This window comes from Bartonella sp. AU16XJBT (assembly GCF_028618665.1).
Classification (GTDB): domain Bacteria; phylum Pseudomonadota; class Alphaproteobacteria; order Rhizobiales; family Rhizobiaceae; genus Bartonella.
Genome location: NZ_JAQITF010000005.1, coordinates 108549 through 124689, shown reverse-complemented (window position 1 = coordinate 124689; position 16141 = coordinate 108549). Strand labels below are relative to the sequence as shown.

Here is a 16141-nt window from a genome sequence, read left to right as displayed (position 1 = left end):
AAAATACAAAATATCCTTGCTATAAGAATAAAAAATGGCGTAACAAAAAATATATTTGCGCACAGACTTAAAGAACACAAATTTATGTATAAGGAACAAACAAATGATCATAACAATCCTTGATGGAATTGTCGTAGTAATCATCCTGTTGTCCGCTTTTCTTGCTATGCTTCGAGGATTTTCACGTGAAGTGTTATCGTTGATTTCTTGGGCAGTTGCAGCTGTTACGACACTGTTTTTATTCAAGCCTGTCTTACCTTTCTTTGAACAATATCTCTCTAATAAAATGATTGCATTGATCACAACATTGGTCACAATTTTTATTGTTGTTCTCATTATTACTTCAATTATTACAATGAAAATCTCTGATTTTATTATTGATAGCCGAATTGGTATTCTTGACCGCACTATTGGTTTTATTTTTGGAGCACTTCGCGGTTTACTGATTATGGTCATCGGTATGTTGCTGATTAATGCCTTAATTAAGCCTGAGCACCAAGCGAACTGGTTAAAAGATGCTAAAATGAGGCCTATGTTAGATTCACTGGGACAAAAAGTTTGGGAAATACTCCCAAAAGATCTTGGATCTGTTCTCGAAAAGGCGGAAAGTTTGTTTAAAGACAGTGATAAACATACGCATAAGCAAAACTCTCATGAAAAGACACTTCTAAAAAATGGAGAATAGCTTTTCATGTGGACAGAGAACTAAATGATGTAAAATGTGATATTAATGATTCCCCTCTATCACAACTGAAAGAATATGATGATAAAAAGTGATATTTCCTGTCAAGAGTTTTCATTAGATGATGATACCCTTCATGAAGAATGTGGGGTTTTTGGCATTCTTGGGCATGAAGATGCTGCAACATTAACAGCTCTTGGACTCCACGCACTCCAGCATCGTGGACAAGAAGCAGCTGGTATTGTTTCTTACCATAATAAAATGTTTCATCAAGAAAAGCATTTAGGTCTTGTTGGTGATCACTATACAAACCCTGCAACACTTGCACGCTTACCAGGAAATCGCGCTATTGGACATACCCGTTATTCAACAACTGGAGAAGTGGCATTACGCAATGTTCAACCCCTTTTTGCTGAATTAAAAGTTGGCGGTATTGCTATTGCTCATAATGGTAATCTTACCAATGGTCTTACATTGCGCCGTGAACTCATCGCTTCTGGTGCTATCTGTCAATCAACGTCAGATTCAGAAGTTTTTCTTCATCTTATTGCCCGCTCACGTCATGAATCGTCCTCTGATCGTTTTGTTGATGCGATTCGGCAAGTAGAAGGTGGGTATGCTATGTTAGCGCTCACACGTACAAAGCTTATTGCGGCACGCGATCCAACAGGAATTAGACCTCTCGTGATGGGGGAACTTGATGGTAAGCCTATCTTTTGTTCTGAAACTTGTGCTCTTGATATTATTGGAGCAAAATATGTCCGTGATGTTAAAAATGGAGAAATCGTCATATGTGAAATACAAAAAAATGGGGAAATTACTAAAAAAATTATAAAACCAGAAAATGAAAAACCAGAAAAACTTTGCTTGTTTGAATATGTTTATTTTGCCCGTCCGGACTCCATCGTTGGAGGACGGAGTGTTTATACAACACGCAAAAATATGGGGATTCGTTTAGCACAGGAAGCCCCTTGTGAGGGTGATGTTGTGGTTCCTGTTCCTGATGGAGGGACACCTGCCGCAATTGGCTATGCGCAAGAAATTGGAATTCCCTTCGAGCTTGGTATTATTCGTAATCACTATGTTGGCCGCACTTTTATCGAACCAACACAACAAATTCGCGCTTTTGGCGTTAAGTTAAAACATTCTGCAAACCGTCCTGTGATTGAAGGAAAACGTGTTATTCTGGTTGATGACTCCATTGTGCGGGGAACAACATCTCTTAAAATTGTGCGAATGCTTCGCGATGCAGGAGCAAAAGAAGTTCATATGCGCATTTCTAGCCCTATGATCTTCTATCCCGACTTTTATGGTATTGATACACCTAAAGTTGAGAGTCTTTTAGCAAATCAATATCCAGATTTGAAATCTATGTGCTATTTTATTGGAGCGGACTCTTTAGAATTTCTTTCAACGGATGGATTATATCTTGCTGTAGCAGGGGAAAAACGAAATAATGCCAATCCTCAATTTACTGACCATTATTTTACTGGATATTATCCTACGCATCTGATTGATCAAGAAAATCTCTCCAAAATTCATCAATCATCTGTTCTTAAAACAAGAGATTAATTGATGATGAAACGTGACTTTAGTCTCCATGGGTGTGTTGCACTTGTTACTGGTGCATCAAGGGGGATTGGCTATTATTTAGCCCTTGAACTCGCTGCACGCGGCGCTCATATTATTGCTCTTGCACGAACAGTCAGTGGACTTACTGAATTGGACAATCAAATCCGAGAAAAAGGGGCTCATGCAACCCTCGTTCCACTCGACTTGCATCATATGGAAAACATCGATGCTCTTGCACTCTCAATTGCTAAACGCTGGAAAAAACTCGATATTATCGTTGCAAATGCTGGAATCCTTGGAACACTCTCACCAATAGCGCATATAGAAAACGCGGTATTTGAAGATGTCTTTCAAATCAATCTTTTCAGCCAATGGCGCTTAATGAAAGCCGTTGAGCCTTTATTACGTGAATCTGATGCTGGACGAGCTATCCTGTTATCCTCAAGCGTTGCACATGTTGCACGCCCTTTCTGGGGGGCTTATGCAGCCTCTAAAGCAGCTTTAGAAATGATTGCCCGCTGTTGGGCAGAAGAACTCAAACAAACCCCTATTAAGATTAATTGTGTCAACCCTGGAGCCACACGCACGGCCATGCGCGCTGAAGCTATGCCTGGTGAAGATCCACAAACACTCCCCTCACCACAAGAGGTTGCAAAAAAAATAGTCCATTTGCTATCCCCAGATTTAAAGGAAACTGGAAAGCTCTTTAATGTCCATAAAAATCAGTTTGTGGATTATCATATCCCTCATTGATCATCATCTGAAACGTAAATAGTTGAATCTCTCTCTTTTTCCTGTGCTTCTCAACAGAAGAATGAAGCACTTTATGATTCTTGGATAGCTTTAGCATCAGCCTTTTTCTCTTCTAAAGCAGCGCGTTTATTATAAGCGACAAAACTACAGGGGAGAAAAATCATATAGCTAACAGCGGTAATCAATAAAGTTTTCCATGTGTAAGTCGCAAGAAAACCGACATAAATAACAATGACCAACATGCAAGGTATAACGATATCACGCCTCAAATTGTGATCAATGGACTTTGCATTCCACACTGGTAGGCGACTAATCAAAAGAAAAGCAATAATTACAGTATAAAGACTAAAAAACAATGCCCACCCCCAATTGGGGACCAAACCAAGAGCGCCTAAATAGGTAGGAAATAAAAGGAGTAACGCTCCTGCAGGTGCAGGAACACCAACAAAATAACTTTTCTGCCATTGAGGTATATCAGTGTTATCCAACATCACATTAAAACGCGCTAATCGCAAACAACAAGCAACACAATAAACAAGAGCTGCAACCCAACCAATGTGGTATGCTTGATTCAAGATAAAGGAATAAACAATAAGTGCAGGAGTAACACCAAAATTTACAATATCAGCAAGAGAATCCATCTGTGCCCCAAAAGATGAACTCCCATCTATTAAACGCGCAATGCGACCATCAGCACCATCTAAAACTGCAGCCAAAAGCACCATTAAAATAGCAGCCTCATAGCGATTCTCAAAAGCCAAACGAATGCTGCTCATCCCTGCACAAATTGCCAAAATAGTAATAATATTGGGAATAACATACCGCATCGATGTCGGTGAACGTCGCCGATTTGCAGCATCATCATGCTGCCCCTCAGGATTGAATGAAGAAAATGGCGAAAAATTTTTCATTGTACGGTCCTAATCGTATCTGAAGTCCGTTGTGGCACTCTTATCATCAAAAGAACCCAAAACTGTCTCCCCAGCAATTGCTGTTTGCCCAACTGCAACACGTAATCTCATTTCAGCTGGCATATAAATATCAAGGCGAGAACCAAAACGAATCAATCCAAATCGCTCTCCCATGATAACAGCATCGTTTTCTTTTGACCAACAAACAATCCGACGGGCAAACATCCCCGCTATTTGTACGATACCAATTTTCCCATGCTTGCTATCAATGACCACCCCATTACGCTCATTAAACTGACTAGCCTTATCAAACTCCGCATTGGTAAACCGACCTGGCTGATAAACGATAGACTCTACTGTACCACTGATAGGAATACGGTTGATATGGCATGAAAAGATATCCATAAAAATGGAAATACGGATCATTTCATCTTTTCCTAAGCCTAATTCTTCAGGTGGAATACATGATTCCACAAATGAAATACGCCCATCTGCAGGCGACATAACCCAATTTGAATTCAAAGGGATCACACGATCTGGATCACGAAAAAAGTATATACACCACACTGTAAGAATAAGACCACACCAAAATAGCGGACTCCACATCCAACCCAAAATGAGTGAAATAACAAAAAACGCTACAATAAAAGGATAACCTTCTTTATGAATCGGTACAAAGCTATTATGGACAGATTGTAAAATACTCATATAATTTCCTATTCATCATAAACCTAAACAAGCAATAAATCTTTTTGTTCCTCTTGTCTCTTTTTATGTATTTAATCAATCGCTCCATATAAAGATATAGATTACATTTTGCCCACCTTATTTTTTACGATTAACAATACCCGTCTCATCTTCTTCACGCATTTTACGTAATTTTTCTTCAGCTTGTGATGCTTCAAGCTGCTTATTCCACATTGAAGCATAAAGACCTTTCTTTCGTAAGAGCTCTGTATGCGTTCCATTTTCAATAATACGACCACTTTTAAGAACCAAAATTTCATCAGCATTGATAACCGTGGACAGACGATGCGCAATAATCAATGTTGTACGTCCACGACTTACAATATCCAATGCTTGTTGAATTTCCTGTTCTGTTGCCGTATCAAGAGCCGATGTTGCTTCATCTAGAATAAGAAGTGGGGGGGCTTTTAAAAGTGTCCGTGCAATAGCCACACGTTGTTTTTCACCCCCTGATAATTTGAGACCACGCTCTCCTACCATAGACTGAAAACCTTCCGGTAACATCTCAATAAATTTTGATATTTGTGCCATTTCAGACGCTTTGTGCACCTCTTCATCTGTAGCACTTGGGCGCCCATAGCGAATATTATAAGCAATTGTATCATTAAATAACACCGTATCTTGTGGGACCATGCCGATCGCTTCACGCAAACTTTTTTGTGTTATGTCACGAATATCCTGCCCGTCAATTGTGATAGAGCCAGCCTCAACATCATAAAAGCGAAAAAGTAATCGAGAAATGGTTGATTTACCTGCACCCGATGGACCGACAATGGCGACTGTTTTTCCTCCAGGGACTTCAAAATCAATATCTCTGAGAATCTGACGCGTCGAATCATAAGAAAACTTTACCTGATGAAAACGAATGGTCCCATCGCTTATCTCTAACGGTTTAGCATCCGATTTATCAATGATCTCCTGCTGAACATCTAAAAGATCGAACATCGCTTCAATATCCGTTAAACCTTGTCGAACATCACGATAAATTGAACCAATAAAATTCAGTGGAATGGAAAGTTGCATTAAAAGGGCATTAATAAAAACAAAATCCCCTAAAGTTTGTGTCTTATAAAAAACTTCATAAGCTGACATCAGCATCATGATCGTCATTCCAATACCAAAGATAAGAGCCTGACCAAAATTAAGCCAGCTTAATGATGTCCAAATCTTTGTTGCGGCTTTTTCATAACCCGCCATAGAAGCATCGAAACGATCGGCTTCTAGAGTTTCATTGCCAAAATATTTGACCGTTTCAAAATTTAAAAGAGAATCAACAGCGCGCGTATTCGCTTCAGTATCCGCTGTATTCATTTGTTGACGAATGCGAATACGCCAATCACTCGCCTTAATGGTAAAAAAAGTATATAATAAAACCGTTACAACAACAATGAGAAGATAATGCCATCCGTAGTTGATGTAAAATACAAGAGCCGTTAATATAAATTCTAAAATTGTCGGTACAGTATTGAGAATTGAAAATCTTACGATCGCTTCAATTCCTTTTGTTCCACGCTCAATCACGCGAGAAAGCCCACCAGTTCGGCGTTCTAAATGAAACCGCAAAGATAACTCATGAATATGTACAAAGGTTTTATAAGCTAATTGACGAACAGCATATTGACCAACAGTGGCAAAAAGAGAATCGCGCAATTGATTTAATCCAGCCTGCATAATCCGTGCAACGTTGTACGCCAAAACAAGCATGATAGGGATAATCAAACTGGACGGAAACCATTCAGGGAGCTGAAAGCTTGTATCAAGCACATTCGTAGAATATTTAAAGAAATACGGCACAGATATGAGAACGAGCTTGGATAAAACAAGATAAAATATTGCCCACAGTACACGTATTTTTAGATCACGCCGATCGACCGGCCACATATAAGGCCATAAATTGTAAAGTGTGTGCAGAGTCTTCCCTGTATCGGATGATACAGTTTTTATCATTTCATTGCGTTTCATAAAGCCCTTACTTCATCTATCATCCACACGAAAAAGGCAAAGCATCTCCCTGTGGTTGTTTATAAGTTTCTTACGCTTTTCAATAAGCTATACCTACTCGTTGTTCGAGGTTAGACTGTTTTTGAAAAAGGAACAAGAAATAATCCACTATGCGGTTTATTATTTTGATCTGTATTCTCATACCACTCTGCTGCAAATAAATTTTCAACTTTTACATGCTTTTTTTTCAATTCTGCCTGAAGCCACTTTTTTGTTTTACCAATCTCTTTAAGGCCATCATCAATAACTTCACCATTTTCTACGACAATCGTCGATTTCTTCCCCTCTTCCTTTTTAATAACGGTGCAATCACCATTGGTTTCCAAACGCACAAAAGCAGCTTCATGTAAGTGACACCCTTTAAGACGCAACATCGCAATGAGATCATTAACATTGATCCCTAAATTCTTAATCTTATCCATTTGAAAGACCCCATCTAAAACCAATGTGACATTCCGCCCTGCAATAAGACGGCGAAAAAAAACTGAATAGCGTGCAAAAAAATTAAAAGAGGTAATCAAGGTTTGCCAAATCAGTAAAACAAGCAATAATTGAATACTGCTAATATTCTGATTATAAATGACTCCTCCAATAATACCTCCCATAACAAAATTGCTGACCAAATCAACAGGTGTCATCTGACTAAGACTCCCACGACCTGTCGTTCTTAAAATAAATAGGAAGGCAATAAGACCTACAGCTAGCTTAAGCGCGATATATCCGTAATGATATAAAAATTCCATCATATTCTCCCTTTAATTTATGAGAACTGCTGGAATAGAGAAATTAAAGTCGTTTTATTTCCCACACGGTTATGCGCTCACCACTCTGCGGATCCTTACTATCTTTTAAGAGAATCCCCTCGGCTGCAAGCTCATTGCGAATTTTATCCGCAGCTTCCCACTCTTTATTATGGATAAGCCGCAGTCTTTCGGCAATGCGCTGATCAATAAATTTTGAATCAAGAGAGGTTTTTTTTACAAATAATGGACAGTCTATTTCTTTAATCCATTCTTGTCGTAATAGTCCTAATAAATTCATGCCATTAGCAAGAGCTAAAGCATCTCCTGCTTTATAGAACTTTCGTAAAAGAGTTAATGCTTTTGGCGTATTAAGATCATCACTGAGGGCATCTATTAACGTATCATCAATCGCCTCATTGTTTTCCATCATACTCTTTTGACTGCGAAGCAATTCATACCAACGATACAGTTCACTGCTCGATTGTATTAAACGCTGCGCTGTCCAATTTAACGGTTCACGATAATGGGTTTGAAGCATTGAAAAACGTGCAGACAAACCCGCCCAATTTTCCTTCATCTCATCGGCTAAAACACCATTAAATTCCAAAAAATTATTCTCTAAAACAGAGCGAATGGTTATGAAATTGCCAAAGCTTTTCGACATCTTTTTGCCTTCAACTTGTAAAAAGCCGTTATGCATCCAAAAATTAGCCATTCGCTCCGTCCCAAAAGCTGAACAACTTTGTGCAATCTCATTTTCATGGTGAGGAAAAATTAAATCAAGTCCACCACCATGGATATCAAAAATATTCGCGATCGGATCATCACAAGTTAAACCACCACCATAGGGTGCTAATAACTTTGCCATTGACATGGCAGAACATTCAATATGCCAACCTGGACGACCTAACACAGGAATTCCGCCCGGCGATTCCCAACCTGGCTCTCCTTCCACAGAAGGCTTCCATAAAACAAAATCCATCTCCTCCCTTTTATAAGCAGCAACATCGATACGTGCCCCTGCCCTCATTTCATCTAAAGAACGATTTGCAAATGCCCCATAATGGGGAGGATTTTTTATGCTACTTATAGAAAATAATATATGATTTTCCGCTTTATAAGCGTGCCCCTTTTCAAGCAATCTTTCGATGAGCGCGCGCATCTCCTCTAAATGCTCGGTTGCGCGCGGCTGGCTGGTTGGCAATAAACAACCAAGAGCTATTGTATCTTGTTGAAACTGAGAATATGTGCGTTCTGTTAATTGACGAATAGCGTCATTCAGTGACAAGTTTGGATATTCACAAGCGGCTCGTGCATTAATTTTATCATCAACATCTGTAATATTACGCGCATATAGAACATGATCATTGCCATACACATGACGCAATAAGCGAAATAAAATATCAAAAACAATGACAGGGCGTGCATTTCCTATATGCGCATAATCATAAACTGTTGGGCCACAAACATAAAGACGTACTTTTGTTGGATCTATTGGTATAAAATTTTCTTTTCTACGTGTTAGCGTATTATAAAATCGCAACTTACTCATCATTATACTCCGTGAACGATATCATGCACCGCCCCTTTAGATGTCTCTTATCTCAAATGATCGCATTTACGGTTTAGACTAAAACTTTTACCTTATCATCAATTCTTCTTCCCCTGTTGCCATTAAGGCTGTATCCATCATTTATCATAAAAACAATCTCTTTTATTTGATTGGATAAAAGCATTCTATAGATAGAGCGCTTTTCCCTCCTTGAAGAAAACAAGTTTAGAAAAAATTCCATAGGCAATAGAATACTATATGAAAAATAGATGATAGGAAGCGAATCTTAAAATTTTAACCACACAAAGCTTCATCAGCAATATTCCACAATGGGTTCCTTACTGTCCCTTACGCCCTATATTTTATAATCAATCATTGAGAATAATGTCGCAATTAACCCTATTTTTTAACATCGTTCTGATGACATAATTATTTATTTGTACAGCGTTTTATTCAAAGAAGGTAATAAAAAATAATGCGTAATAAATTGAGAAAAATCATTCTTTTAATATTCCTTGTCATTTCAATGCCAACCTTCGCGCAACAATCTCCACCTTATGAGAAAAAATTACTTCGCCTCGCAGAAATTTTAGGATCATTGCATTCTCTCCAAAATCTTTGTGAACCTCCAACAAACCAATGGTATGATTATATGAACGCACTCATTGAAGCAGAACACCCTATTCCACAAAGACGCGCTTATTTTTATGAAGCATTTAATGAAGCGTATCGTGCTTTCTCAGAAAATTATCATCATTGTACACAAGCCGCCATTGAAGCCAATCAAAGATACTTTGAGGAAGGAAGAGCTTTATCTGAAAACCTTCTCATGCATTATAACAAATAATTTGTATAAAAAGCATCTCCTTCAATTTAAGTGATATCAATGAGCCCCCCTCACAAATGAAGGGAGTAATAAGTTGCTTTTAAAAATAAAGAAACTTTTGAAGAATAATCCCTCGATATGCTTTTATTCTTATGCGGCCTTTTCTCTGTAGAAAATCATCCTTTGGCTTCCTACCCCCCCTTAAAGAATGACGATTCTTAATCCAATCTGGTCTGTAAATAGCCCAAGTGCTCGTGCGTTCCACTTGGCTTCCCACTCATGTGATGTGCTTAATTACGACTTTACAAAAAAGCCTAAGAGCATTCATCACGCACTTTACAAAAACATTTATGTGTCAAAGAGGTTGATATGTCTTATATCACATCATCGCTCTATAAAAGATGGTATTTTTGACACAACAAGATACAACTTATGCTGTTTACACCAAATTTTCTATAAATTTAACAGGCTCGCCTTGTGAAGGTGTGACAATTTCACCTTCCCACATAACACGCATACCACGGATAATAGTCCCAACCGGCCAACCTTTAACCTTTTGACCATCATAAGGTGTCCAACCGGCCCGCGAACCAATTAAGCTATTCGTAATAACTTCTTCTCGCTTAAGATCAACAATGGTCAAATCAGCATCATATCCGACAGCAAGACGTCCTTTACAGCTTATACCAAAAATACGACTAGGGCCATGTGAAGTGAGATCAACAAAACGCTCAAGGGATATTTTTCCTGCATTCACATGGGTCAACATAATTGCTGCTGTTGTTTGCACTCCTGTCATTCCTGAAGGTGAAGAGGGATAAGATTGAAGCTTTTCTTCCAAAGTATGAGGCGCATGATCTGAGCCTAAAACATCAATAATCCCCTGTTGAACACCGTACCAAAGAGCTTCACGGTGGCGCGGTTCACGAATAGGTGGATTCATCTGAATTAATGTACCAAACTGTTTATAATCATCAGCCGTGAAAGTCAAATGATGGTGAGTCACTTCAATTGTTGCGACATCTTTATGTTTTTTTAGAAAATCAATTTCTTCTTCTGTCGAAAGATGTAACACATGAATGCGTGCTTTTGTCTCATGAGCAATTTTTACCAAACGCTGCGTACACTTTAACGCCGCAATCTCATCACGCCAAACTGGATGTGAAGATGCATCCCCTCCAATACACAGTATTTTACGCTCTTTGAGCCTTTCCTCATCTTCAGAATGAAAAGCTGCACGACGGCGTGTATTTTTCAAAATAAGGCGTACACTTTCATCATCATCGACCAAAAGATCACCGGTAGAAGATCCCATAAAGACTTTAATTCCAGCGGCACCAGGAAGTCTTTCTAATTCAGAGAGTTCATGAGCATTTTCACGCGTTCCTCCAACCCAAAATGCAAAGTCACAATGCATGCGATGAAATCCGCGCTTAACCTTATCGCTTAATGTTTCTTCTGATGTTGTCAATGGATTGGTATTAGGCATCTCAAATACTGCTGTAACCCCTCCTAACACAGCAGAATATGAGCCACTTTCCAAGTCCTCTTTATATTCATTGCCTGGCTCACGAAAATGCACTTGACTATCAATAATTCCCGGCAAAATATGAAGCCCCGTACAATCAATCACCTCACCAGCCGATGTACATGTAAGGTCGCCAATTTCAGCAATACGACCATTTGTAACACCAATATCACGTTTGCTTTTTCCATCATGATTCACAAGTGTTGCACCTTTAAAAATTGTATCAAATGTTTTAAACATAGGCCAAGCTCCTTACATATTGCTCACTTATCGATTATGTAACTTTGAGCAGAAAGGCAAGAACCATGATTAAAAAACAAAATGCCATTTGCTTAAAAAACCGCGGGATTATTCAAATTACAGGCGAAGAAGCAACAGATTTTTTACAATCCCTGATCACAACAGATGTCAAAAAAATCAGTCCCCAAGAACTTTTTCCTGGAGCTCTCTTATCCCCACAAGGAAAGGTCCTTGCTGATTTTCTTATCGGTAAAAGAGAGGCTGGTTATTTTATTGATATTGTGATGTCTTTGGCCGATACTCTCTACAAGCGTCTGTTGCTCTATAAACTGCGTAAAAAGGTAGAAATTACACAACCATTACAAGAGCTTGTCACAGTTTCTTGGAAAAATGAATCAGATACTTTAAATTTTGATTCAAGTTTTGTTGATAAACGCTTCCCAAAACAAGAAAAAATAATACGAATCTATGGAAAAATTCCTTTTTTGGCAGCAGAAGATTATAACACATGGAATCAATTGCGTATTCGTTATGCAATTGCAGAAAGTGGTCAAGACTATGAAGTTGGCAAAGTCTTTCCTCATGATATTAATTACGATCAAATCAATGGACTTGCATTTAACAAAGGGTGTTATATTGGACAAGAAATTGTTTCACGAATGCACCATCGCCGCGCAGCACGTCGCCGTATTTTAATTATAAAAAGCCAGTGTAATCTCCCCCCTCAATCGAGCATTGAAGCAGGAACAAAAGTGCTTGGCCACTTGGGAACATGTGTTGCAAATGAAGCTCTTGCTTTAATGCGTATTGACCACGTCAAAGATGCTATGGATCATAATATTCCCTTTACCGTAAAAAACATTCCTGTCACCATACATATTGCTGAAAATATGAATTTTACCTTTCCTGAAAATACTGTAGAAAACACACATGGCTAAAGCTGAATTATTAAAAAATGGAGAAGCACGCGCTTGGCAAAGAATGCTCTCTGGACGCAGACTTGATCTTCTCAATCCTTCTCCTTTTGATATTGAAATTGAAGATATAGCCCACGGACTTGCTCGCGTAGCACGCTGGAATGGTCAAACACGAGGAGAGCATGCCTATTCGGTTGCACAACATTCACTTTTGGTTGAACAAATATTTCAAAAACTTTTTCCACAATCGCCGAGGAATGAATGTCTCTGCGCTCTCCTTCATGATGCACCAGAATATGTCATCGGCGATATGATTTCACCCTTTAAAGCTATCATAGGAAAACAATATGAACGCATTGAAAAGTGCATCCAAGATGCGATCCATATGCGCTTTTCTCTTCCCGTTGATCTTTCTCAAAAACTCGTAAAAAAAATCAAACAAGCCGACCGTATTGCTGCATATCATGAAGCGATCATGCTTGCTGGATTTAATACAGAAGAAGCCCTTCGCTATTTTGGCTCTCCTAATAATATTTCATCCGATGATCTTCATTTACACCCCTACTCTACACAACAAATTGAAAACGCCTTTTTAATTCGCTTTAATGATTTAGATACCCCAAAATTATAGACTCTTCGCATTGTTGATTTCTTGTCATTACAGACTCATCACACTGATTTATAATAATTCAGTGTTTTTCATGATGAATGAGAGACCCGAATATCGTAATATTTGCTCATTGCAAACCTTCTTATACTCAATCAATCAAAATCATTTTCTTGTACGTCATAAGCAGATGGGTCATGTAGATAAAAACTGTACAAGAGGACTAAAAATGCCTCTTATGAATCATCTCAAGTGCCAAGCGCTTATCGCACATTGAGATTTGGCAAAGTGTGTGATGGTTCCCGCTTGCTTTTTTATGAAATGTAAAGATGGTCGTGCTTTATAAATTTTATATACTTCCCAAAAACTTCACCATTATACCATTCACGAGCACACCCTCGAGAGTGAAATTAGGTGCTGAAATGTTTCTTTTTTTTAAGCACGTAAATTAGCATCTCAATGGCGTTCTATTTTGCATGAGACAATTGCTTCCATTCAAACAATGGAAAAAATCACAGCTAAAATTTGCATACAAAATATATAAAATAATGCACATTCATTATAAAAATAGACAAATGTTCTCTTGTCGAACGTTTCACCTTAAACTAAAATCTATGTCAGTTTATAAACTTCCTTTTCCGCTGGAAAAGCACGGGATGTGACATCCTCTGCATAGTTCTTGATTGCGGTTTCCATGGCTTGTTCAAGGTTTCCATAACGGCGTACAAATTTGGGCACGTGAGCACCATAACCCAACATATCTTCCATCACCAAGACTTGTCCATCACATTGATTAGATGCACCAATACCGATGGTTGGAATAGAAAGCTTTTCTGTAAGCTTTACGGCTAAAGGCTCGACAATCCCTTCCAAAACAATAGCAAAAGCACCTGCCTTTTCAATCGCTGCTCCGTCGTCTTCAATTCTTTGCCAATCACTCTCCTTACGTCCTTGTGTTTTGAAGCCACCAAAACGATTCACCGCCTGGGGAGTAAGACCAATATGTCCCATCACTGGAATGCCCCGTTTACACAAAAAATCTATTGTTTCCGCTATATAAACACCACCTTCAAGCTTAACGGCCCCACATCCCGTTTGTGCCAAAATACGCGATGCATTTAAAAAAGCCTGCTCTTTACTTTCCTCATAAGAGCCAAAAGGCATATCAATAACGACAAGAGCTTTTTGAGACCCACGTACCACGGCCTGCCCGTGTAAAATCATCATATCCAAATTAACAGGAAGTGTTGTCTCGAACCCATACACCACCATACCAACGCTATCACCAACCAAAAGAATATCGCAATAGGGATCAGCAATCCGCGCAGTATAAGCTTGATAAGCTGTTAAAGAAACAATCGGCTGTTGCCCCTTTCTTGCACGTATTTGAGAAGATGTTATACGCTTTACCATTTTATGTACACTCATTTTTCGCCCTTCTCTTGCAATATGTATTGATCAATCAGCCTTACCTCACCAAAACGGACAGTAAGAAGTAAAACTGCTGGTTTATTCAATTTTCCTTTGACCATGCATAAAGTTTCCATATCCCGTAAATCTATTGCTTCAATGATTGCACGCGTTTCTTTTTGTAAAATATCACGAACAACTTTACATAACTTATCAACCGACCGTTCACCTTCATAGTAAAGCTTTTCAGCAGCTTTTCCACTTTTAGGAATAATTTTTGCTGCTTTACGATCTTCTAATGTTAAAAGTTTATTGCGTGAAGAGTGTGCAACACCATCTGCTTCACGTAAAATAGGGACTCCAATAATTTCAACAGGAAAAGCTAAATCTTCAACCATACGCCGAACAATTAAAATTTGTTGAAAATCCTTTTCTCCAAAAAAAGCCTTATCGGGCTGAACAATATTAAAAAGCTTCGCAACAACACTCGTTACACCACAAAAGTGCCCTGGACGTAATTTTCCCATCAAAATACGTGATAGTTTTTCCACTTGCACAATTGTATCATTTCCCGATGGCCACATCTCATCGACAGAAGGAGCAAAAACACATTCAACACCTGCTTTTTTTAATAAAGCACAATCGCTCCTCAAATCTCTTGGATATTGAGCAAAATCTTCATGAGGTCCAAATTGCTTTGGATTGACAAAAATAGAAACCAATACGCGATCACACATGGCTTTTGCACGCTGTACTAGTGCAAGATGCCCCTCATGGAGTGCTCCCATTGTTGGAACAAAACCAATCGAAAAACCTAACCGTCGTTCTTCTGAAAGATAGTGACGAACTTCAGCAATTGTCTTTAAAATTTTCATTTTCCCGTTCTATTTAATTATTATCAGATCAACAAATGAATGCCTGTATACCAAATCGACGCTCAAACAACTGTATCAAATTCATGCGCACCGATGGCTGTTTTATATCTCGTGGCTTCCAGACATGACGCATAAGAAAAAAACCCGTTAAGTTAAAACCATTTATGATATCTTTAAAATCCGCAGGACGGGTCGCTCTTTGCACAAGAAACTGTGGGAGAATGAAAAGTTTTTTTTTCCAAGGCTCCCCTGCTTCTTCACAGACAGCCCGTCCAGATTTTGGCGATACGTAATAAAGCTTTTCCTTACGACCTGTTGCAGCACAACAAGATAAATCAAGACCAAAACCCAGTTCTTCAAGAAGCCGCATTTCAAAACGTACCAGCAATTCTGCAATGACAGATAGCTCATCAAAATTCTGCATAAAAAGATGTAAAATATCATATAAAATGGGATGCGGATCACGCTCAGGAAGAAGCCGCAAATGAAAAGCAATCAATTGCAAAGCATACAGTGCTTCTGGTAGACAGATTAATCGTGCCGCATGGAGATCAAGTGCTTCAAGGCGAAAAAGTCCCAAATGTTCTTCTAAACGCGCACTCCATTCAGCCTCCACACAATTTCCAGGCTGAAGAAGAGCTGCCATACGACGCGAACGTCCCCCTTTTACCACGCCCATATAACGACCATGTTCACGCGTCATAATCTCAAGAATAACACTTGTTTCACCATATTGGCGCGCCCCAAGAATAACAGCTTGTTCTTTCCACTTCATTT

At 38.8% G+C, this 16141-nt stretch carries 15 protein-coding genes; 6 read left to right on the top strand and 9 right to left on the bottom strand.

Translation table 11 applies throughout. The annotated features are described in order from the left end of the window. Nucleotides 1–103 precede the first annotated feature (103 nt). The 3 genes from PVV66_RS04635 to PVV66_RS04625 all read left to right on the top strand — a co-directional run bounded on the left by PVV66_RS04635 (nucleotide 104) and on the right by PVV66_RS04625 (nucleotide 3007). Nucleotides 104–685 carry a CvpA family protein gene (locus PVV66_RS04635; protein ID WP_273717568.1) on the top strand — a complete coding sequence of 194 codons (582 nt, stop codon included), beginning with the start codon at nucleotides 104–106 and terminating at the stop codon, nucleotides 683–685. Nucleotides 686–763: 78 nt separating this feature from the next. Next, a complete protein-coding gene (gene purF / locus PVV66_RS04630) occupies nucleotides 764–2254 on the top strand; it encodes an amidophosphoribosyltransferase (protein ID WP_273717690.1) in 1491 nt (496 codons plus the stop codon). Nucleotides 2255–2257: 3 nt separating this feature from the next. Next, nucleotides 2258–3007, top strand: a complete 750-nt coding sequence (locus PVV66_RS04625; protein ID WP_273717569.1) for an SDR family NAD(P)-dependent oxidoreductase — start codon at nucleotides 2258–2260, stop codon at nucleotides 3005–3007. A gap of 71 nt (nucleotides 3008–3078) precedes the next feature. Here the strand turns inward: PVV66_RS04625 and PVV66_RS04620 are convergent, their stop codons facing one another. From PVV66_RS04620 to cysS, 5 genes are all read right to left on the bottom strand, one after another. After that, the gene (locus tag PVV66_RS04620) at nucleotides 3079–3918 is read right to left on the bottom strand and encodes a phosphatidylcholine/phosphatidylserine synthase (protein ID WP_273717570.1); all 840 of its coding nucleotides are present in this window, start codon (nucleotides 3916–3918) and stop codon (nucleotides 3079–3081) included. Between the two features lie 9 nt (nucleotides 3919–3927). Beyond that, nucleotides 3928–4626: a phosphatidylserine decarboxylase gene (locus PVV66_RS04615; RefSeq protein WP_273717571.1), complete on the bottom strand. Its 699-nt coding sequence runs from the start codon at nucleotides 4624–4626 to the stop codon at nucleotides 3928–3930. A gap of 117 nt (nucleotides 4627–4743) precedes the next feature. After that, nucleotides 4744–6627 (bottom strand): ABC transporter ATP-binding protein/permease, encoded by a 1884-nt coding sequence (locus PVV66_RS04610; RefSeq protein ID WP_273717572.1) that lies wholly within the window; start codon nucleotides 6625–6627, stop codon nucleotides 4744–4746. A 110-nt stretch (nucleotides 6628–6737) separates the two neighbouring features. Continuing rightward, nucleotides 6738–7409 carry a DUF421 domain-containing protein gene (locus tag PVV66_RS04605; RefSeq protein ID WP_273717573.1) on the bottom strand — a complete coding sequence of 224 codons (672 nt, stop codon included), beginning with the start codon at nucleotides 7407–7409 and terminating at the stop codon, nucleotides 6738–6740. 43 nt (nucleotides 7410–7452) lie between these two features. After that, nucleotides 7453–8961: a cysteine--tRNA ligase gene (gene cysS / locus PVV66_RS04600; RefSeq protein WP_273717691.1), complete on the bottom strand. Its 1509-nt coding sequence runs from the start codon at nucleotides 8959–8961 to the stop codon at nucleotides 7453–7455. Nucleotides 8962–9436: 475 nt separating this feature from the next. On the opposite strand from cysS, the gene PVV66_RS04595 reads away from it, so the two are divergent. Further along, nucleotides 9437–9808, top strand: a complete 372-nt coding sequence (locus tag PVV66_RS04595) for a TIGR02301 family protein (protein ID WP_273717574.1) — start codon at nucleotides 9437–9439, stop codon at nucleotides 9806–9808. Nucleotides 9809–10226: 418 nt separating this feature from the next. Here the strand turns inward: PVV66_RS04595 and PVV66_RS04590 are convergent, their stop codons facing one another. Next, entirely contained in the window at nucleotides 10227–11555 is a 1329-nt protein-coding gene (locus PVV66_RS04590) for a dihydroorotase (RefSeq protein ID WP_273717575.1), read from the bottom strand. 65 nt (nucleotides 11556–11620) lie between these two features. On the opposite strand from PVV66_RS04590, the gene PVV66_RS04585 reads away from it, so the two are divergent. Further along, a complete protein-coding gene (locus tag PVV66_RS04585; protein ID WP_273717576.1) occupies nucleotides 11621–12493 on the top strand; it encodes a folate-binding protein YgfZ in 873 nt (290 codons plus the stop codon). After that, complete coding sequence (locus PVV66_RS04580) at nucleotides 12486–13103, top strand: HD family hydrolase (RefSeq protein WP_273717577.1); 618 nt, start codon at nucleotides 12486–12488, stop codon at nucleotides 13101–13103. Before PVV66_RS04585 ends, PVV66_RS04580 begins: the two co-directional genes overlap by 8 nt. A gap of 588 nt (nucleotides 13104–13691) precedes the next feature. Here PVV66_RS04580 and panB read toward each other — a convergent pair. The 3 genes from panB to recO are packed head-to-tail and all read right to left on the bottom strand — an operon-like array spanning nucleotide 13692 to nucleotide 16139. After that, nucleotides 13692–14507, bottom strand: coding sequence for a 3-methyl-2-oxobutanoate hydroxymethyltransferase (gene panB, locus PVV66_RS04575; protein ID WP_273717578.1), 816 nt, complete (start codon nucleotides 14505–14507; stop codon nucleotides 13692–13694). Continuing rightward, nucleotides 14504–15364: a pantoate--beta-alanine ligase gene (gene panC / locus PVV66_RS04570; RefSeq protein ID WP_273717579.1), complete on the bottom strand. Its 861-nt coding sequence runs from the start codon at nucleotides 15362–15364 to the stop codon at nucleotides 14504–14506. The genes panB and panC overlap by 4 nt, the downstream gene beginning before the upstream one ends. A 28-nt stretch (nucleotides 15365–15392) precedes the next feature. Continuing rightward, on the bottom strand, nucleotides 15393–16139 hold the full coding sequence (recO, locus tag PVV66_RS04565; protein ID WP_273717580.1) for a DNA repair protein RecO: 747 nt from the start codon (nucleotides 16137–16139) through the stop codon (nucleotides 15393–15395). Nucleotides 16140–16141: the final 2 nt, after the last annotated feature.